General features: G+C 71.4%; 13 protein-coding genes. 6 read left to right on the top strand and 7 right to left on the bottom strand.

Annotated features, from left to right (window positions below; translation table 11 throughout):
• The first annotated feature begins 32 nt into the window (after positions 1 to 32).
• Entirely contained in the window at positions 33 to 1,013 is a 981-nt protein-coding gene (locus FCN18_RS06455; RefSeq protein WP_137093807.1) for an ABC transporter substrate-binding protein, read from the top strand.
• A gap of 7 nt (positions 1,014 to 1,020) precedes the next feature.
• On the top strand, positions 1,021 to 3,117 hold the full coding sequence (locus tag FCN18_RS06450; protein ID WP_137093805.1) for an iron ABC transporter permease: 2,097 nt from the start codon (positions 1,021 to 1,023) through the stop codon (positions 3,115 to 3,117).
• A 37-nt stretch (positions 3,118 to 3,154) separates the two neighbouring features.
• Here the strand turns inward: FCN18_RS06450 and FCN18_RS06445 are convergent, their stop codons facing one another.
• The 6 genes from FCN18_RS06445 to FCN18_RS06420 all read right to left on the bottom strand — a co-directional run bounded on the left by FCN18_RS06445 (position 3,155) and on the right by FCN18_RS06420 (position 10,253).
• Positions 3,155 to 4,516, bottom strand: a complete 1,362-nt coding sequence (locus FCN18_RS06445; protein WP_137093803.1) for an MFS transporter — start codon at positions 4,514 to 4,516, stop codon at positions 3,155 to 3,157.
• 19 nt (positions 4,517 to 4,535) lie between these two features.
• A complete protein-coding gene (locus FCN18_RS06440; RefSeq protein ID WP_228713696.1) occupies positions 4,536 to 5,825 on the bottom strand; it encodes a hydroxyacid-oxoacid transhydrogenase in 1,290 nt (429 codons plus the stop codon).
• A 145-nt stretch (positions 5,826 to 5,970) separates the two neighbouring features.
• On the bottom strand, positions 5,971 to 6,756 hold the full coding sequence (locus tag FCN18_RS06435; protein WP_137093801.1) for an IclR family transcriptional regulator: 786 nt from the start codon (positions 6,754 to 6,756) through the stop codon (positions 5,971 to 5,973).
• Positions 6,757 to 6,765: 9 nt separating this feature from the next.
• Positions 6,766 to 8,445, bottom strand: coding sequence for a cobaltochelatase CobT-related protein (locus FCN18_RS06430; protein WP_112270151.1), 1,680 nt, complete (start codon positions 8,443 to 8,445; stop codon positions 6,766 to 6,768).
• 3 nt (positions 8,446 to 8,448) lie between these two features.
• Positions 8,449 to 9,438 carry an AAA family ATPase gene (locus FCN18_RS06425; RefSeq protein ID WP_228713694.1) on the bottom strand — a complete coding sequence of 330 codons (990 nt, stop codon included), beginning with the start codon at positions 9,436 to 9,438 and terminating at the stop codon, positions 8,449 to 8,451.
• Entirely contained in the window at positions 9,435 to 10,253 is an 819-nt protein-coding gene (locus FCN18_RS06420) for an IclR family transcriptional regulator (RefSeq protein ID WP_199542690.1), read from the bottom strand. Before FCN18_RS06420 ends, FCN18_RS06425 begins: the two co-directional genes overlap by 4 nt.
• Before the next feature lie 157 nt (positions 10,254 to 10,410).
• Between FCN18_RS06420 and xsc the strand changes: the two genes are divergently transcribed.
• Positions 10,411 to 12,219, top strand: coding sequence for a sulfoacetaldehyde acetyltransferase (xsc, locus tag FCN18_RS06415; RefSeq protein WP_112270147.1), 1,809 nt, complete (start codon positions 10,411 to 10,413; stop codon positions 12,217 to 12,219).
• 57 nt (positions 12,220 to 12,276) lie between these two features.
• Here xsc and FCN18_RS06410 read toward each other — a convergent pair whose 3' ends face one another.
• Positions 12,277 to 13,197 (bottom strand): LysR family transcriptional regulator, encoded by a 921-nt coding sequence (locus FCN18_RS06410; protein ID WP_112270145.1) that lies wholly within the window; start codon positions 13,195 to 13,197, stop codon positions 12,277 to 12,279.
• Between the two features lie 107 nt (positions 13,198 to 13,304).
• On the opposite strand from FCN18_RS06410, the gene FCN18_RS06405 reads away from it, so the two are divergent.
• Genes FCN18_RS06405 through FCN18_RS06395 form a run of 3 tightly spaced genes read left to right on the top strand, consistent with a single transcriptional unit; the run spans position 13,305 to position 18,819 of the window.
• The gene (locus FCN18_RS06405; RefSeq protein WP_112270143.1) at positions 13,305 to 14,849 is read left to right on the top strand and encodes a 4Fe-4S dicluster domain-containing protein; all 1,545 of its coding nucleotides are present in this window, start codon (positions 13,305 to 13,307) and stop codon (positions 14,847 to 14,849) included.
• Positions 14,850 to 14,878: 29 nt separating this feature from the next.
• Positions 14,879 to 17,713: a molybdopterin-dependent oxidoreductase gene (locus FCN18_RS06400; protein WP_137093799.1), complete on the top strand. Its 2,835-nt coding sequence runs from the start codon at positions 14,879 to 14,881 to the stop codon at positions 17,711 to 17,713.
• The gene (locus tag FCN18_RS06395) at positions 17,707 to 18,819 is read left to right on the top strand and encodes an Mrp/NBP35 family ATP-binding protein (protein WP_137093797.1); all 1,113 of its coding nucleotides are present in this window, start codon (positions 17,707 to 17,709) and stop codon (positions 18,817 to 18,819) included. Before FCN18_RS06400 ends, FCN18_RS06395 begins: the two co-directional genes overlap by 7 nt.
• Position 18,820: the final 1 nt, after the last annotated feature.

Genomic DNA, 18,820 nt, shown 5'->3' with positions numbered 1-18,820 from the left:
CTTTCCGGTCCCCAGATGAATACAGGAGAAGAATGCGCACCACCCGTGTGATCATCGGCCTGTCCGCGGCCGCCGCGTTGATGCTGAGCGGCTGCGGGACCACGGAGGACGCCAGCGGTGCCGACCCGGCCGCCGCGAACGGCGGGGACCCGATCAGGGTCACCGACTCGCGGGGCAAGGAGGTGAAGCTGGACGGCCCGGCGGAGCGGGTCGCGGCCACCGAGTGGAACGGCGTCGAGCACCTGGTGTCGCTCGGCGTCATGCCGGTCGGTGTCTCCGACATCGAGGGCTACGGCCAGTGGGTCAGCGCGGCGCCGCTCGACGACACCCCGACGGACCTCGGCACCCGTGGTGAGCCGAGCATCGACACCCTTGGCTCGCTGGACCTGGATCTCGTGGTCGTGACCGACAGCCTCGTCGAGGGCGCGCTGGAGCAGATCGAGTCGAAGGTCCCGGTGCTCGTCATCGAGGGTGGCGACGCCGAGAACCCCATCGGGTCCATGTTCGAGAGCCTCGACCTGATCGCCAAGGCCACCGGCACCGAGGACAAGGCGGCTCAGCTGAAGACCGAGTTCGACACCAGGCTCGCCGAGGGCAAGGCCGAGGTGGAGCGGCTCGGCGCGGCCGGTGAGCAGGTTGCCTTCTCCGACGCCTACGTGAGCTCCGGTTCGGTGAGCATCCGCCCGTTCACCAAGGGCTCATTGGTGTCCGCGGTGTTCGAGCGCATCGGACTCGGCAACGCGTGGCCGATGGAGGGCGACGCCGCCTACGGCCTCGCGCAGGCCGATGTGGAGGGACTGACCCAGCTGCCGGACGTCCGGTTCTGGTACATGGCCAACGACGCCTTCGGCGACCCGTACGCCGACGAGCTCGCGGACAACGCCATCTGGCAGAACCTGCCGTTCGTGAAGAGCGGCAAGGTCGAGCGCCTGCCGGACTCGTTGTGGATGTTCGGTGGCGTGAAGTCCATGGAGCAGTACGTCGACGCCGCCATCGCCGCGCTCGGCCACTGACTCCACAGTGGACACTGACACCGTCGCGGCTCCACCCGCGCCGTCGCCACACGCTCCGGCCCGGCGGCGGCGCGGGCGGCTCGCGCTGCTGGCCGTGGGCCTCGGCGTGCTCATCGCCGCGGGCTCGGCGCTGCACCTGACCCAGGGCACGTCGGCCGTGAACGCGCTCGACGTGCTCCGGCTCGTGTTCGGCGGCGGCACCGGCGACACCGCCGCCGTCGTGCTGGAGTCGAGGCTGCCCCGCCTGCTCGCGGCGGTGGTGGTGGGCATCGCACTCGGTGTGGCCGGGGCGGTGCTGCAGACGGTGGCGCGCAACATCATGGCGTCACCGGACACGCTCGCCGTCGACGCCGGTGCCCACCTCGCCATCGTGGCCGTCGCGGCGTTCGGCTTCTCGCTGCCGCTCGCGGGCGCGGCCGGTATCGCCTTCGCGGGCGGGCTCGGCGCCGCGGCACTGGTGCTCACGTTGTCCGGCACCGGGGGCGCCGGGATCGTCCGGCTCGTGCTCGCGGGCACCGCCATCGCGCTCGCGATGAAGGCCGCGACGAGCATGCTGCTGCTGTTGTTCGCGCAGGAGACGAGGGGCCTGTTCGCGTGGGGTTCGGGCTCGCTGGGCCAGAACGGCCTCGGCGGCCTCCTCACGCTCGGACCCGTGATCGGCGTGGGGCTGGTGCTGCTGCTCGCCCTTTCCCGGCGGCTCGACCTCGTGTACCTCGGCGAGGACCACGCCAGGACCCTCGGTGTCCACGTGGGACGGATCCGATTCGCCGGGATCGGGCTCGCGGTGCTGATGTCCGCGGCGGCCGTGACGCTGGCCGGGCCGATCGGCTTCGTCGGCCTGGCCGCGCCCGCACTGGCCCGCCTGCTCGCGAACGCCGTGCCCGGGCTGCACCGGCACGCGGTGCTGATCCCGGTGTCGGCCGCGCTCGGCGTCACGCTGCTGCTGGGCGCGGACCTGCTGCTGCGTGCGCTCATCGGCTCGCAGAACGCGCTGGAGGTGCCGACGGGCGTGGTCACGACCGTGCTCGGCGCCGTGTTCCTCGTCGTACTGGCCCGCAACATCCGCGTCTCCTCGGCGGCCACGGAGCCACCCGCCGCCGGTACGCGAGGCACCCTCGGCGCGCTGCGCTATCGGCTCATCCTCGGCACGCTGATCGTGCTGGCGCTCGGCGCGGTCGTCGCCTCGGTCCTGCTCGGCGACATCGGCATCCTGCTGGGTGACGTCGTCAACTGGGTGCGCGGCCAGGCTGGCCCGATCGTCTCGAACGTCATGGAGAACCGGCTGCCCCGCGTGGTCGCCGCGCTGCTCGCCGGTGCCGCGCTCGCGCTGGCGGGCGCCCTGGTGCAGGCGGTGGCACGCAACCCGCTGGCGGAGCCGGGGATCATCGGTGTCGCGGGCGGCGCCGGTCTGGGCGCGGTCGCAGTGATCACGCTCGTGCCCGGTGTCGGGTTCTGGACCCAGGCGGGCTTCGCGGGACTGGGCGCGGCGCTGGCGACGGTCGTGGTGTTCGCCATGGCAGCGCGGGGTGGGTTCGCGAGCGAGCGGCTGGTGCTGATCGGCTTCGGCGTGCAGGCGGGCACACAGGCACTGGTGATCCTGCTTATCACCCTGTCGGATCCGTGGAACGAGACGAAGGCGCTGACGTGGCTCGGCGGCTCCACCTACGGTCGCGCCTTCGAGCACCTCGTACCGATGGCGCTGGCGCTCGCGCTCGTGATCCCGGTGCTGGTCCGCGCCCGCCGGGACCTGGACCTGCTGTCGCTGGACGACGAGACGCCCCGGGTGCTGGGCGTGCCGGTGGCGGGGTCGCGGCTGCTGATGCTCGGCTGCGCCGTGCTGCTGACCGGCGCCGCGGTCGCTGGTGTCGGGGTGATCTCCTTCGTGGGACTCGTGGCTCCGCACGCGGCCCGCGCGATCGTGGGCCGACGACACAGCCGCGCCCTTCCGGTGTCGGCGCTGCTCGGCGGGCTCCTGGTGTGTGTCGCCGACACCATCGGGCGCACGGTGATCGCGCCGGATCAGCTCCCGGCGGGTCTCATGACCGCGGTGTTCGGTGCGCCGTACTTCGTCTGGCTGCTGTACCGCAGCCGCACGCGCACGTGAGGTGTGGTGCGTGCGGCGGGCACGCACCACACCCGTGTCACGACCGCACCGCGTCCCGCGCCGAGTCCATATCGGACTCCTCGGCCTCGGCGATCAGCCGGAGATCCCGCTTGCGCACCGCGAAGGTGCACACGGCACTCACCACGGCGGCGACCACCAGGTAGGTCACGACGAGCGGGTAGCCGTCGCCGTCGAGACCCACCAGGTACGACAGCACCAGGGGTGTGAGACCCGAGGCGAAGATGCCGGAGAACTGGTACACGAACGAGATCCCGGTGCACCGGACGCTGACCGGGAACATCTCCGAGTAGAACGCCGCCTGCGGGCCGTACAGCACCGGGTACAGCACACCTAGCGCCAGCACCAGCCCGGCGCCCGCGAGCAGTGGCGTTCCCGTGCCGAGCAGCGCGAAAGCCGGATAGGCGACCACGCCCGTCAGCAGCGCGCCCCAGCCGAACAGCGTCCGACGGCCGACCGTGTCGGACAGCCTGCCGAACAACGGGATGAACACCACCATGGTCACCGCGGCGATCATCACCGAGATCAGCAACGTCTGCTGCGGCATGTCCAGCGTGCCGGTGCCGAACGAGATCGAGAAGACGGCCCAGGTGTTGAACGCGACGCCCTCGACCCACCGGCTGCCCATGCCCAGCAGCACGTGCCGGCGCGAGAGCTTGTTGCGCACCATTTCGAGCGCGGGCACGCTCGCGCGCGCCTCGGTCTGCTGAAGCCTGCGGAACGCCGGGGTCTCCATCACCTTGAGCCGGATCACCATGCCCGCGATCACGAGCACGGCGGAGAGGAGGAACGCGATGCGCCAGCCCCAGGAGAGGAACGCGCTCTCGTCCATCATCGCGCCCAGTCCCGCGAAGACACCGGTGCCGAGCACGAGGCCCAGCGCCAGGCCGAGCTGAGGGAAGCTGCCGTAGAGGCCCCGCCGGTTCCTCGGGGCGTACTCCACGGACATCAGCACGGCGCCGCCCCATTCCCCGCCGATCGCGATGCCCTGCGCCAGCCGCATGAGCACGAGGAGGATCGGCGCCGCGACGCCGATGCTGGCGTACGTGGGGATGAGGCCGATGGCACATGTCGCGATGCCCATGATGAGCATCGTGGCGACGAGTGTCCTCTTGCGACCGATGCGGTCGCCGATGTGGCCGAAGATCAGCCCGCCGACGGGCCGGGCGACGAAGCCCAGCGCGAAGGTCGCGAACGCCAGCAGGGTGCCGACCAGGGGGTCTTCGCTGGGGAAGTAGAACTTGTTGAAGACGATGCCGGCCGCGGTGCCGTAGAGGAAGAAGTCGTACCACTCGACGGTGGTGCCGACGACGCTCGACGCCACGACGAGCCGGACCTCGCGGCGGGTCGGTTCGGCCTGGCCGGTTGCGGTGTCACCCATGATTGCCCACCTCCCCGCATCAGAGCGACTGCTCGAAGATCGCGGTCAGCGCGGGGCGGTCCACCGGCCTCGGCACCACGGCGAGCTGCCTGGTCTGCTTGAGCGTGCCGTCGGTGAGGGTATCCAGGTCCGCCTCGGTGTAACCGAAGCTCCGCAGCCCGGACGGCATGCCGATGTCGCGCATCAGCTCGGTGAGGACGTGCGGCAGCGCATCGGCCCCGTCGGTGGCCGTGAACGTCTGCCCGGACAGCAGCTCCGCCGCGTGCAGGTGCCGCTGCGGGTCGGCGGGGTAGGTCCAGCGGAACACCGCCGCCGCCGTCGCCGACACCGCCTGGCCGTGCGGGACCATCGGCATTTCCGGGTAACCCTCGGCCCTGTAGTCCCGCACCGCGCCCGCCACCGGGTAGGCGTTGGCGTGCGGCAGGTGCGTGCCCGCGTTGCCGAACCCGGTGCCCGCGTAGGTGGAGGCCAGTGCCATGTCGGTGCGGGCGGAGAGGTCCCGCCCATTGCACACGGCCTTGCGTAGGCTGCGGCCGACCAGGCGCAGTGCCATCTCGCACCACACGTCGCTGATCGGGTTGGACCCGCAGAAGGCTGGCCTGCGCATCGGGTCCCGCGGCGCGGGCTTGGCGTCGTAGCGCACGCTCGTGTAGCTCTCCAGCGCGTGCGAGAGCACGTCCATCCCGCTCGCGGCGGTCACCTGCGGCGGCATGCTCACGGTGGCGAGCGGGTCCACCACGGCCAGTGAGGGGCGAAGCTTCGGGTGGCTCACCCCGGCTTTGAGGTGCAGGTCGAGAAGGTCGACCACGCAGATCGTGGTGGACTCGGACCCGGTGCCCGCCGTCGTCGGCACCGCGATGAGCGGCTTGAGCGGCAGCCAGGGCGCCTTGCCCGCGCCGATCGGTGGCGTCACGAAGTCGAGCAGCTCGCCGGGGTGAGTGGTCAGGAGGTTGACGGCTTTCGCCGTGTCCAGCGCGGAACCGCCGCCGACCGCGACGAAGCAGTCCCACTGCCGCTCGCGGGCGAACTCGACGGCCGCGGCGATGCTCCGGTCGGTCGGCTCGATCGCCACACCGTCGAACACCTCGGTCTTGACCCCGGCCAGCAGCAGGCTTTCCCTGATGCGGTCGGGAAAGCCCGTGTCCCGCACGCCGGGGTCGGTGATGACCAGCGCGGAGGCCGCACCGGTCGCCGCCACCTCGGCGCCGATCTCGTCGACCGCGCCGGGGCCGAACTTCAGGGGTGGCGCGGCCCAGGTGAACACCTGCTCGTTGGGCTGGATCTCCGGCAGCATTGACGGCTCTCCCATCATCGACATCGTCGGCACTATGTGGGTACTAGCCCCACTATGTGAAACACCATAGGCGCGCCGGGCGAAATTGAGAAGGGGCCGGGAGGACATCACTGTGTCCACAACGGACACAAAGTCGCGGATTTCCGTGGTCAGCGCGGCATCAGCGCGACATCATGCGGTCGACAGGAACGAACTGGGCGATCTCCTTGGCCGCCGTGACCGTGCGCGCGCCCAGCTCTCTCACCCGCCGTGCGGGCATGCGCACCGCGGGTACCTGGATGACGAGTGCCGCCTGCGCACAGCGGTCGGCGTCGAGGATCGGCGCGCCGACACAACGCACTCCGGCGACGTTCTCCTCCTCGTCGATGCTGTACCCGCGCTCGCGGATCTCCTCCAGCTGGGCAGCCAGTTTCGCCGGGGAGCTCAGCGTGCGGTTGGTGATCTTCGGCAGCCGCTCGGGCAGACCCGCCAGGTAGGTCTCGGCGTCCGGCGAGTACGCCAGGATCGCCTTGCCCGACGCGGTGGTGTACAGCGGGAAGCGGGCACCCGGGTGCTGTTCGAATCGAAGCGGCAGCGTCGACTGCACGCGCAGCATCACCACCGACTCGCCGCCTTCCCGCACGACGAGGTTCACCGACTCCTGCGTCTCGGCGTTGATCTGCTCCAGCACGGGCAGCGCCTTGTCGAGCCCGAACCCCCGCTGCGCTGCCTGGCCGAGCAGAATCGTGCCCGTGCCCAGGTAGTAGGCGTCCGTGCGCGGGTTGTGCGCCACGAGACCCTCGGCCACGAGCGCCCGCACGATCCGGTGCGCGGTGCCCGATGACAGCCCGAGGTGCTCGGCGATGCGGGAGGTGCCCAGCTCACCGGCCTGCGCGGCGAGCAGCTTGAGCACGGCGAGCGCCCGGCCGATGGCCTGGGTGCCGGTCGGCGGCTTGGCGTGCTCCATGTGCGGATCCTACTGGCGGCGGGAGGCGGCGATCAGCCCCACGATCTCGCGGAACACGCGGTGCCCGGTGCCCTCTCCGGTGTCCAGCGCGAGGCAGTGCCGGTAGTACGGGCTCAGGTCGAGCCCCACGCCGAGGCCGTAGACCTCCACCGCGCCCTCCTGTTCGAACGCCGACACCACCTCCCGCAGGTGGTCGTCGAGGTACCGCTCCCCGTTGGCCAGCGCCGTGGCGCCGTCCATCGGGCTGCCGTCGGACAGCACGAACAGCAGTGCGCGGCGTCCGGCGTCGCGCGCCCGCGCGGCCGCCCATGCGACGGCCTCCCCGTCGGCTCCCTCCCGGAACAGGTCCGCCTTCAACAGGCCCGCGATGTCCGGACGGGCCCGCCGCCACGGGGTCTCGGCGTCCTTGAACACCACGTGGAGCCGTTCGTTGAGCCGTCCCGGCACCGGCGGGCTGCCGGCGCGCAGCCAGTCCCTCCTCGCGCGGCCGCCATGCCAGGCCCCGGTGGTGAACCCGAGGATCTCGCTGCGCGCACCCAGCAGGTCGAGGGCGCGGGCGAACAGGTCGACGAGCACCGCGACCCGCTCGGCGTGCTGCTTCATCGACCCCGAGCAGTCGATCAGGAAAGTCACGTGCACGTCGGCCACCGGCCGCGTGCGCTCCACCCGGAACAGCCTGCGCTCCTCCGGTGAGCTGATCAGGCGCGCGAGCGCCCGTCCGTCTATCAGACCCTCCTCCTGCGCGCCGTCCCAGCCGTCGCGGGCAGGCTCCGCCAGGACGGCCTCCAGCTCGCGCGCCAGGCGGGCCACGTTCACACCCTGTCGCTCGACCTCGCGGTCCAGCCGCTCGCGATAACCGGCGAGCGCGGCGGGCCGCACGAGGCTGGCGATGCCTGCCTCCCGGTCGTAAGCGGTGGTGAAGACCCGGTAGCCCGGCTGCTCGTCGCCGACCGCCCGCTCACGCAGGGCCACCGCTCCCCCGTCGCCGGGCTCGTCGTCGAAGTCGAGCAGCAGCGCGAGCGGGGAGTCCCGGCCCTCCTCGGCAGCCGCGTCTCCGGAATCCCCGGCGTCGTCCGAGGTCAGCAGCGCGGCGACCTCGGCGGCCAGCGACCGCGCATGCCGGGCGAACGCGGCCTGGTCCCGCCTGGTTCGTCGCAGCCCCGCGAGATCGGCGCCGAGCGACGGCGCGATCGCCGCGCGGGTGGGCTCGATCAGGTCCTCGGTCTCGGCGACCACGGGCTCGCCGGTGATCCGCGCCCGGCACACCTGCGCGACGGTGTAGAACAGCAGGCCGCGTGCGGTGTCGGCGTGGCCGTCGTGGTGGTAGGCGAGCGACCACCGCTCGAAGCGCTCGCGGAGGTTGCGCCGCGCTCCCGGCCACGTCGCGGGGACCTGCGCCTCCGCGCGGAACTGCTCCAGCAGCTCGAACAGCAGGCGCTCCACACCGGACTCCGGGCGCAGCCCCCGGTGCAGGTCGCGGTCGGTGTGCAGCAGGTGCAGCGCCATACCGTCGCCCGCGCCCCGCCACGGCTCCCCGGCCGGACGCAGGTGCGGGGCGTGCAGCGGCACCGGCCGTCGCCCGTCGTGCAGCCTGCCGCCGCGGAAGTGCAGGCCGGGTTCACCGGCCAGCGCCCTGACCGCGGCCGCGCACAGCTCCTCGGCGCGGCGGCGCTCCCGCTCGGCCCGCACGGCTCAGGCCGTGGCCGCGAGTGGTGCCGGCTGCTCGAGCTCGCGGTCGAAGCAGCGCTGGAAGTACTCCGCGAGCACGGGCTGCTCCGCCTCGTCGCACTTGTTCGAGAAGGAGAGGCGGAAGGCCAATGCCGGATCGCCGAAGATGCCGGTGTTCTCGGCCCACGTGATCACCGTGCGCGGCGACATCACGGTGGACAGGTCGCCGGCCCGGAAGCCCGCCCTCGTCAGCCCCGCCACGGCGACCATCGCCGCCACGAGCGCGCGACCGGCGTCGTCGGCCAGCTCGGGAACCCGGGCCAGGACGATGGCGATCTCCTCATCGGGGGGCAGGTAGTTCAGTGACGCGACCACGTCCCAGCGGTCGATCTGGGCCTGGTTGAGCCGTTGTGTGCCGTGGTAGAGCCCGTTGAGGTTGCCGAGCCCCACGGTGTTGGCTGTCGCGAACAGCCGGAACGCCGGATGCGGCCGCAGCACCAGGTTGCGGTCGAGCAGCGTGAACCGGCCGTCGCGTTCGAGCAGCCGCTGGATCACGAACATGACGTCGGGCCGCCCCGCGTCGTACTCGTCGAGCACGAGCGCGACCGGCCCGCGCACCGCCCACGGCACGATGCCCTCGCAGAACTCGGTGACCTGCTTGCCCTCGCGCAGCACCACGGCGTCCCTGCCGACGAGGTCGAGCCTGCTGAGGTGGCCGTCGAGATTGACGCGCACACACGGCCAGTTGAGCCGCGCGGCGACCTGCTCGATGTGGCTGGACTTCCCGGTGCCGTGCAGCCCCTGGACGAGGACCCTGCGGTTGTGCGCGAACCCGGCCAGCACCGCGAGGGTGACGTCGGGGTTGAACCGGTACGAATCGTCGACGTCCGGCACGTGCTCGGTGCGCTCGCGGAACCCGTTCACCACGAGCGTGGAGTCGATGCCGAAGGCGTCCCGGACGCTGATCCGCTCGCCCGGCAGGTCGGTGTGCATGCGCGCGGGTGTTCCCTTCACGACGTGGCGGTCTGGGTGGCGTCGGCGGCTCCCTCGGCCTCGACCCTGCTGATGGCCTCGGCCGCACGCTGGAGCGCGGGAAGCGTGTGGAGCGCCTTGTCGGCGGTGAGCCGCATGACCGGCGCCTGCACGGCGACGGCGAGGTTCGACCGCCCCGACGGCGCGGGCACCAGCACCGCCACGCAGACGAGACCGGGCAGGAACTCCTCGTCGTCGAGCGCGAAGCCGTCGCGCCGGATGCGGGCGAACTCCTCCTCGAGCACTCCGAGGTCGGTGACCGTCTTCGGCGTGTACGCCTTGAGCGGCGCGTGGGCGAGCAGCTTGGCCCGCTGGCCGGGACTGAGCTGCGACAGGATCATCTTGCCGCTGGCCGAGCAGTGCACCGGCACGCGTGAACCGGGCCGCAGGTAGAACCGCAGCGGTTCCGGCGTCTCCACGCGGTCGAGGTACACGATCTCGTTGCCGGAGAGCGTGGTGATGTTGCAGCTCTCGCCCAGCTCCTCGACCAGGTTCTTGAGCACCGCATGCCGTGCGCCGTAGTGGGTGGCGTTGAGCAGCAGGTTCTCGGCGAGTCTGCGCAGCCGGACCCCGGTGCCGTAGTGCCTGCCGTCGGCCTGCCGGATCAGCAGCCCGGCGCCCTCCAGCTGCTGCAGCATCCGGTGCAGGGTCGGTTTCGGCATGCCCGTCTCCGCGACCAGCCCCTGCAACGTCACCAGCTCGTCCTTGCTCGCGATGAGCTCGAGCAGCGAGAACAGGCGCATGGTCGGGGTGTCGCCGTTCAGGGCGGCCGGGTCCGGCTCACGGATGAGCTCCACGGCACCTCCTTCTGGAACACCGTCACGTGGTTCCAGAAACTAACACACTTCGTCTCGGTTTCTCGAAGATGACGTTGACCGACCATCGCGACTGGCTTATGGTCGATCCGATTCCGGTTTCAGGAACATGCCGTCCCGATTTTTGTAGGAGTCCGCAATGGCGCAGCGTAAGACCGGCGACGGCCGGACCGTGGTCGACGGCCCGGCAACCATGACCCCCTCCGAGGCCTTCGTCGAGACACTCGTGGCCAACGGGGTCACCGACATCTTCGGCATCATGGGCTCCGCGTTCATGGACGCGATGGACATCTTCGCTCCGGCAGGCATCCGGCTGGTCCCGGTCGTGCACGAACAGGGCGCCGCGCACATGGCCGACGGCTACGCGCGCGTCAGCGGCAGGCACGGCGTGGTGATCGGGCAGAACGGCCCTGGCATCAGCAACTGTGTCACCGCCATCGCCGCGGCGTACTGGGCACACAGCCCCGTGGTGATCGTGACCCCCGAGGCGGGCACGATGGGCATGGGCCTCGGCGGCTTCCAGGAGGCCAACCAGCTGCCGATGTTCCAGGAGTTCACCAAGTACCAGGCGCACGTCAACAACCCACGTCGGATGGCCGAGCTCACGGGCCGCGCCTTCGACCGCGCTATGTCGGAGATCGGCCCGACCCAGCTCAACATCCCGCGCGACTTCTTCTACGGCGAGATCGAGACCGAGATCCCCGACCCGCAGCGGCTCGACCGCGGCCCCGGCGGCGACCAGAGCCTCAACGAGGCCGCCGAACTGCTCGCCGCCGCGGAGTTCCCCGTGATCATCTCGGGTGGCGGGGTCGTGATGGCCGACGGCGTCGAGGAGTGCAAGGCGCTGGCCGAGCGGCTCGGCGCGCCGGTGGTGAACAGCTACCTGCACAACGACTCCTTCCCCGCCAGCCACCCCCAGTGGTGCGGACCGCTCGGCTACCAGGGGTCGAAGGCCGCCATGAAGCTGATCTCCCAGGCCGACGTGGTGGTGGCGCTGGGTTCGCGGCTCGGGCCGTTCGGCACACTGCCGCAGCACGGGATGGACTACTGGCCGAAGAACGCCAAGATCATCCAGATCGACGCCGACCACAAGATGCTCGGCCTGGTCAAGAAGATCACCGTCGGGATCTGCGGCGACGCGAAGGCGGCCGCCGCCGCGCTCACCCAGCGCCTCGCGGGACGCACGCTGGCCTGCGACGCCACGCGGGAGCAGCGGGCCGCCACGACGAAGGCCGAGAAGGACGCGTGGGAGGCCGAGCTCACCGCGTGGACCCACGAGACCGACCCGTTCAGCCTGGACATGATCGCCGAGCAGGAGCAGGAGGAGGGCGGCTGGCTGCACCCGAGGCAGGTGCTGCGCGAGCTGGAGAAGGCCATGCCGCCGCACGTCATGGTCTCCACCGACATCGGCAACATCAACTCGGTGGCCAACAGCTACCTCCGCTTCGAGGAGCCCCGGAGCTTCCTGGCCCCGATGAGCTTCGGCAACTGCGGGTACGCGCTGCCGACCGTCATCGGCGCCAAGGCCGCGGCGCCGGACCGGCCCGCCATCGCCTACGCCGGTGACGGCGCGTGGGGCATGAGCATGGGCGAGATCATGACCTCGGTGCGCCACGACATCCCGGTGACCGCCGTGGTGTTCCACAACCGGCAGTGGGGCGCCGAGAAGAAGAACCAGGTCGACTTCTACAACCGCCGGTTCGTGGCCGGAGAGCTGGAGAACGAGAGCTTCGCCGGGATCGCGCGGGCCATGGGCGCGGACGGCGTGGTGGTCGACAAGCTCGAGGACGTCGGCCCGGCACTGCGGAAGGCCGTCGACGCGCAGATGAACGGCGGCCGTACCACGGTCATCGAGGTGATGTGCACCCGCGAGCTGGGTGACCCGTTCCGCCGGGACGCGCTCTCCAAGCCGGTGCGCTTCCTGCCGAAGTACCAGGACTACGTGTAGCCGGCCCCTGTCGCGGAGCCGGGTGGCGAACGCCGCCCGGCTCCGTCCCATGTGGACTCAGCGCCTTCCCGCGCTCGCGCCGGCCGCCGCGACGACGTCCCGCAGCGCCGGGGACAGCTGCTCCCCCGCACGCAGCACCAGCCGCAGGGAGCGCTGCAGGTCGAGGCCCGACGTTGGCACCACCACGAGCTTGCCCTGCGCCACGTCCTCGGCCAGCGCGAGCGAGCTGAGCACCGCCGGACCGAGCCCCGCCTCCACGGCGGCCTTGATCGCCGTGGTGGACGACAGTTCCATCACGGGGTTCGGGCGCGTGTGGTAGCCCAGCCGGTCCAGCTCGTGGTCCAGCACGTAGCGCGTGCCCGAGCCCGGCTCACGGCTGATCAGCGCCTCGGCGGCGAGTTCCGCCGCGCGCACGGGCCGGCCCCTCCTCGCCCAGGGATGGTCGGGATGCACCACGAGCGACAGCTGGTCCTCGGCCACCACCTGGGAATCGAGCCCCTCGGCGGGTTCGGCGCCCTCCACGAAGCCGAGGTCGACGGCCCCGCCGAGCACCAGCTCGACGACCTTCGCGGAGTTCACCACCTGTAGCCCGATCGTCGTGTCCGGCCTGCGCCTGCGCAGCTCGCTCAGCCACCCGGGGAGCAGGTACTCGGCGATCGTCATGCTGCACGCCAGCTGGATCCGGCTTGCCTGCTGGCCACGCAGGGCCGCGATGCCGGCGTCCAGCGCGGCCGCGGCGTCGATCACCCGGCCCGCCCAGTCCGCGATCACGGCCCCCTCGTCGGTGAGCCGGGAACCGGTGGCCGAGCGCACGATGAGCGGCACACCCGTGAGCCGCTCCATGTTCCGGATCCGCGACGCCGCCGCGGGCTGCGAGATGCCGTGCTCCTTCGCGGCCTTTCCGAGACTGCCCAGCCGCGCGACGCTCAGCAACAGGTCCAGTGCCCCGATCTCGGGCACGCGCGGTGGCAGTGGCACGCCGTCACGTTACTCCAAAGTCTGCTTTGGGAGTACCCAGGATCGACGTTGGTACCGGGCCCCCTTTTCCGGAGTTAGCGTCACTGTGCGTCAGCTTCGGAGGTGTCATGCGCTACGGCTTCGCGATCGACCAGCGCACCTGCATCGGCTGTCACGCCTGCACAGTGGCGTGCAAGACCGAGCACGAGGTGCCGGTGGGCCAGTTCCGCACGTGGGTGAAGTACGTGGAGTCCGGGGAGTTCCCCGCGACCACCCGCGATTTCGGTGTCATGCGGTGCAATCACTGCACGGACGCGCCGTGCGTCAAGATCTGCCCCACGCAGGCACTGTTCACAAGGGACGATGGGATCGTCGACTTCGACAACGAGCGGTGCATCGGCTGCAAGGCGTGCATGCAGGCGTGCCCCTACGACGCCATCTACCTCGACGAGGACACCCACACCGCCGCCAAGTGCAACTTCTGCGCCCACCGCGTCGACGAGGGCCTCGAACCGGCGTGCGTGGTGGTGTGCCCGACACACTCGATCTGGGTGGGCGACCTCGACGACCCGGAAAGCGGGATCGCGCGCCTGGTCAACGAGAACCCGACGCAGGTGCGCGCGCCCGAGCAGAACACCGGGCCCAACGTCTTCTACCTCGGCGCCGACCGCGCGGTGCTCGACCCGCTCGCCGCCCCCACCGGCGACACGTACCTGTGGGCCCGCCCCGACGAGCACCGCAGGAGCGCGTCCACCGACCTGCCCACCGACCCGGTCACGCACGCCCGCACCACACTCAACACGGCACACCCCCGGCCGTGGGGCTGGCGGGTCACGACGTACCTCTGGACCAAGGCGGCCGGGGCCGGCGCGATGCTGATCGCCGCGCTCGCCCACCTGCTCGGCATCGAACTGGGCGGGCTCGGCGACGTCGTGGCCCCCGCACTCGGGGTGGCGGGGCTCGCCGTCACCGGCGTGCTGCTGGTGTGGGACCTCAAGCGGCCAGAGCGGTTCCTGTTCATCTTCCTCAAGCCCAACCCGAGATCGTGGATGTTCTGGGGTGCCGTGGTGCTGGCCGCGGCGGCGGTGGTCTTCACCGCCTGGCTCGCCACGGGCATCCTCGCCGCGACCGGCGCGCTGGCCGCGGCCACCGCCGACGCCCTGCTCACCGGCCTGGCCGTGCCCGCGCTGCTCGCGGCCGCGCTGACGGCGGGCTACACCGGTTTCCTGTTCGGCCAGGCCGAGGGCCGCGACCTGTGGCAGTCGCCCCTGCTGTTCTGGCACCTGATCGTGCAGGCGCTCATGGTGGGCGGCGGCGTGCTCACCCTCGCCGTCGCGGCAGGCGACCCCTCCCCCGCCGCCCGCTCGCTGCTGCTCGCCGCGCTGACCCTCGGCGCGGGCGGTCACCTGGCGATGACGCTGCTGGAGTACCTGGGCAGGCATCCAACCGCGCACGCGGCCGCGGCGGCGCACATGGTCACCTCGGGTCGCTACGCCCGCCTGTTCTGGGGTGGCGGCGCCGGTCTCGCGGCGCTCGGCGCGGCACTGGGCGCCGTGGGCTGGGCGGGCGGCCCGCTCGTGCTCGCCGCCGCCGGTGGCATCGCCGTGCAGGCCGCACTGCTCGCGTACGAGAGCGTCTTCGTCCGCGCCGGGCAAGACGTCCCGCTGTCCTAGAACCAGCACTGCCGAAAGGAACGAGCGCCATGAGCGCGACCGAACCCGTACTGCCCGGCTCGCGCAGCCACGAGCACCTCCGCAACTTCCCGCCGGTGTCCGCGTGGGACCACCACGTCGAGTACGACGCGAAAGCGCATCCTCGCAAGGTCGCGCACTCCTACCTGCTGGTACCCACCACGTGCTTCAACTGCGAGAGCGCGTGCGGCCTGCTGGCCTACGTCGACAAGGACGACCTCTCCGTCAAGAAACTCGAGGGCAACCCCGCCCACCCCGGCTCCCGCGGCCGCAACTGCGCCAAGGGGCCCGCCACGATCAACCAGATCAACGACCCGGAGCGGATCCTGTACCCGCTGCGCCGCACCGGTGAACGCGGCGGGGGCGGCTGGGAACAGGTCAGCTGGGACGAGGCGCTCGACGACATCGCCGGCCGGATCCGGAAGGCGATCGTCGAGGACCGCCACGACGAGATCATGTACCACGTGGGCAGGCCCGGCGAGGACGGCTTCGCCGAGCGGTTCCTCACGGCCTGGGGCGTGGACGGGCACAACACGCACACCAACATCTGCTCGGCCGGGGCGCGGTTCGGGATGTCGCTGTGGACCGGCTACGACCGGCCCTCGGCCGACCACGCCAACGCCAAGGTCATCCTGCTGCTGTCCAGCCACCTGGAGACCGGCCACTACTTCAACCCGCACGCCCAGCGCATCATGGAGGGCAAGCAGTCCGGCGCCAAACTCGTGGTGATGGACCCGCGTCTGTCGAACACGGCGTCGCACGCGGACGTGTGGCTCACGCCGTGGCCCGGCAGCGAGGCGGCGGTGCTGCTGGCCGTCGCGTCGTACCTGCTGCGGACCCGCCGCATCGACACCGAGTACGTCCGCCGGTGGTTCAACTGGGACACCTACCTCGCCGAGCTGCACCCCGACGCGCCCCGCGACTTCGAGACGTTCCTCGACCGCATCACCGAGGACTACGCGGACTACACGTTCGAGTTCGCCGCCGAGGAAGCGCAGGTGCCGGCCGACCGCATCGAGGAGATCGCCGAGCTGGTGGCCGACTGCGACGGGCGCCTCTCGGCGCACATCTGGCGCGCGGCGGCCGCGGGAAACCTCGGCGGCTGGCAGGTCGCGCGGGCGCTGTGGTTCGTGCTCGCGCTGACCGGCAGCATCGGCACTCGCGGCGGCACGAGCCCCAACGGCTGGCACAAGTTCATCCCGCACGGTCCCGCGAAGCCCGAGCCGCACGAGCGGTGGAACGAGCTGATCTGGCCACGCGACTTCCCGTTGTCCACCAACGAGATGTCGTTCCTGCTGCCCCACTTCCTCGCCGAGGGCCGGGGCAGGCTCGAGGTCTACTTCTCGCGGGTCTACAACCCCGTCTGGACCAACCCCGACGGGTTCACCTGGATCGAGCAGCTGTCCGATCCGGACAAGGTGGGCCTGCACGTTGCGCTGACCCCGACGTGGTCCGAGACCGCCGAGTTCGCCGACTACGTCCTGCCCATGGGGCACGCCAGCGAGCGGCACGACACGCATTCGTACGAGACGCACGCCGGGCGGTGGCTGGGTTTCCGGCAGCCCGTGCGCCGCGTCGCGATGGACAAGCTCGGCCTGTCGTACAACGACACCCGCGACGTCAACCCAGGCGAGGTCTGGGAGGAGAACGAGTTCTGGTTCGAGCTGTCGTGGCGCATCGACCCCGACGGCTCGCTGGGCATCCGCCGCTACTTCGAGTCGCCCTACCGGCCGGGCGAGAAGATCACCGTGGACGAGTACTACCGGTGGCTGTTCGAGAACCAGGTGCCGGGTCTGGCGAAGAAGGCCGCGGACGAGGGCATGGAGCCGCTGGAGTACATGCGCCGCTACGGCGTGGTGGCCCTCGACGACGAGGTGTACCGCGTCGACGAGCGCGCGGTGCCCGGTGAGCAGCTGGAGAACGCGACCGCGGACTCCGGCGGCGTGCTGCGCACGCCGGTGACCCCGGACTCCGTCGCGCCGGTGGTGGGCGAGGCTGGCGCGATCGGGCTGCGGCACGAGGACGGGACGGCGACCGTCGGCTGGCCGACGCCGTCGCGCAAGCTGGAGGTGTACTCGACGGCGATGCGCGACTGGGGGCGCGCCGACCGGGCCACACCCGGCTACCTGCGCTCGCACGTGGCGCGCGGCGAGATCGACATCGAGGCCGGCGAGCTGGTGCTCGTGCCCACCTTCCGGCTGCCGACGCTGATCCACACGCGTTCCGGCAACGCCAAGTACCTCAACGAGATCTCCAACACCCACCCGCTGTGGCTCAACTCGCTCGACGCCGCGCGGCGCGGCGTGGTCACCGACGACCTCGTGCGCATCAGCACCGAGATCGGCTACTTCGTGGCCAGGGTGTGGGTCACCGAGGGGATCCGGCCCGGCGTCTGCGCGCTGTCCCACCACATGGGCCGCTGGCGCCTGCACCCCGGGGAGGGCAGCCGCTGGACCACCGGCATGGTGGAACTGTCCCATCCGGACGGTGAGCACACGTGGCTGCTGCGGCATCGCGGCGGTGTCGCCCCGTTCGACTCATCCGACCCTGACTCGAGCCGGATCAACTGGGAGGACCCCGGCGTGCACCAGAACCTCGCGTTCGCCGTGCACCCTGACCCGGAGTCGGGCATGCACTGCTGGCTGCAGAAGATCAAGCTGGAGTACGCGCACCCCGGGGACCGCTACGGCGACGTCTACGTCGACACGCGGCGCTCCGCGGAGGTGTACCGGGAGTGGCTCGCCCGCACGAGCCCCGACCTCGGTCCCGGAGGGCAGCGGCGGCCAGAGTTCATGATGCGTCCCCTCGCCCCGAAGCTGCGTGGTTACCGGGTGCCGGAATGCTGACCCGGCGCCGGACCCCGGTCGACCACGCGGCCCTGCGGGAGGCCGTGGGCGCGGTGGAGGACCCGGAGATCCACCGGGGCCTCGGCGAGCTCGGCATGCTCCGCGACGTCACCACCGACCGGCGCGGCACCGCGCACGTCGCCGTCGCGCTGACCACGCCCACGTGCCCGTTGCGAGAGCGGCTCCAGGCCGACGTCACCGCCGCCGCCTCGGCGGTGCCGGGCGTCACCGGCGTGGAGGTGAGCTTCACGACGCTGTCCGACCGGGAGCGGCTGGCCCTGTCGCAGCGGCTGCGCGAACAGCAGCCGGCGCGGCTCGGCACGGACACCCTGGTCTACGCGGTCGCGAGCGGCAAGGGCGGAGTCGGGAAGTCCTCCGTCGCGGCGAACCTGGCCGTGGCGCTGGCCCGGACCGGCAAGCGCGTCGGGCTGCTCGACGCCGACGTGTGGGGCTATTCGGTGCCGCAGCTGTTCGGCGTCCGGCGCAGTCCCGTCGCGCTGAAGGGGCTCATGCTGCCGGTCGACGCGCACGGCGTGCGGCTGATGTCGGTCGGGTTCCTCGTCGGCGACGGTGAGCCGGTGGTCTGGCGGGGCCCGATGCTGCACAAGGCGCTGGAGCAGTTCCTCACCGACGTGCACTGGGGCGAGCTGGACGTGCTGCTGGTCGACCTCCCGCCCGGGACGGGCGACGTGACCCTCTCGCTGCTGGAGCTGCTGCCAAGGGCGGCACTGCTCGCCGTCACCACCCCGCAGGTGAGCGCGCAGACGGTGGCGACGCGGGCGGGACGCATGGCCGCCGATCTGCGCATGCCGCTGGCCGGGGTGGTGGAGAACATGTCCACGCTGGTCTGCGAGTGCTGCGGCGAGCGCACCGCGCTGTTCGGCTCCGGTGGCGGGCAACGGCTCGCCGACGACCTCGGCACCGAGCTGCTCGCCCGCATCCCCCTTGACGCCGCGCTGCGGCACGCCGGGGACACCGGTGTTCCGGTGGTGGCCGGTGCGCCGGACGCGCCGTCGGCACTCGCCCTGTCCGATCTCGCGGCGCGGCTTCCGGTCGTGCGCAGGAGCCTGTCCGGCCTCGCCCTGCCGCTGTCGGTGGTCCGCTGAG

Source organism: Prauserella endophytica (genome assembly GCF_005146945.1).
Taxonomy (GTDB): Bacteria; Actinomycetota; Actinomycetes; order Mycobacteriales; family Pseudonocardiaceae; genus Prauserella_A; species Prauserella_A endophytica.
The sequence above is the reverse complement of the archived record's forward strand: the minus strand, read 5'-3'. Positions and strand labels throughout refer to the sequence as shown.

Excerpts from the sequence above, each read along its gene's own strand:
- xsc (WP_112270147.1), top strand. The coding sequence starts at position 10,411 with ATGGCGCAGCGTAAGACCGGCGACGGCCGGACCGTGGTCGACGGCCCG.
- FCN18_RS06405 (WP_112270143.1), top strand. The coding sequence starts at position 13,305 with ATGCGCTACGGCTTCGCGATCGACCAGCGCACCTGCATCGGCTGTCAC.
- FCN18_RS06395 (WP_137093797.1), top strand. The coding sequence starts at position 17,707 with ATGCTGACCCGGCGCCGGACCCCGGTCGACCACGCGGCCCTGCGGGAG.
- FCN18_RS06400 (WP_137093799.1), top strand. The coding sequence starts at position 14,879 with ATGAGCGCGACCGAACCCGTACTGCCCGGCTCGCGCAGCCACGAGCAC.
- FCN18_RS06440 (WP_228713696.1), bottom strand. The coding sequence starts at position 5,825 with ATGGGAGAGCCGTCAATGCTGCCGGAGATCCAGCCCAACGAGCAGGTG.
- FCN18_RS06445 (WP_137093803.1), bottom strand. The coding sequence starts at position 4,516 with ATGGGTGACACCGCAACCGGCCAGGCCGAACCGACCCGCCGCGAGGTC.
- FCN18_RS06435 (WP_137093801.1), bottom strand. The coding sequence starts at position 6,756 with ATGGAGCACGCCAAGCCGCCGACCGGCACCCAGGCCATCGGCCGGGCG.
- FCN18_RS06455 (WP_137093807.1), top strand. The coding sequence starts at position 33 with ATGCGCACCACCCGTGTGATCATCGGCCTGTCCGCGGCCGCCGCGTTG.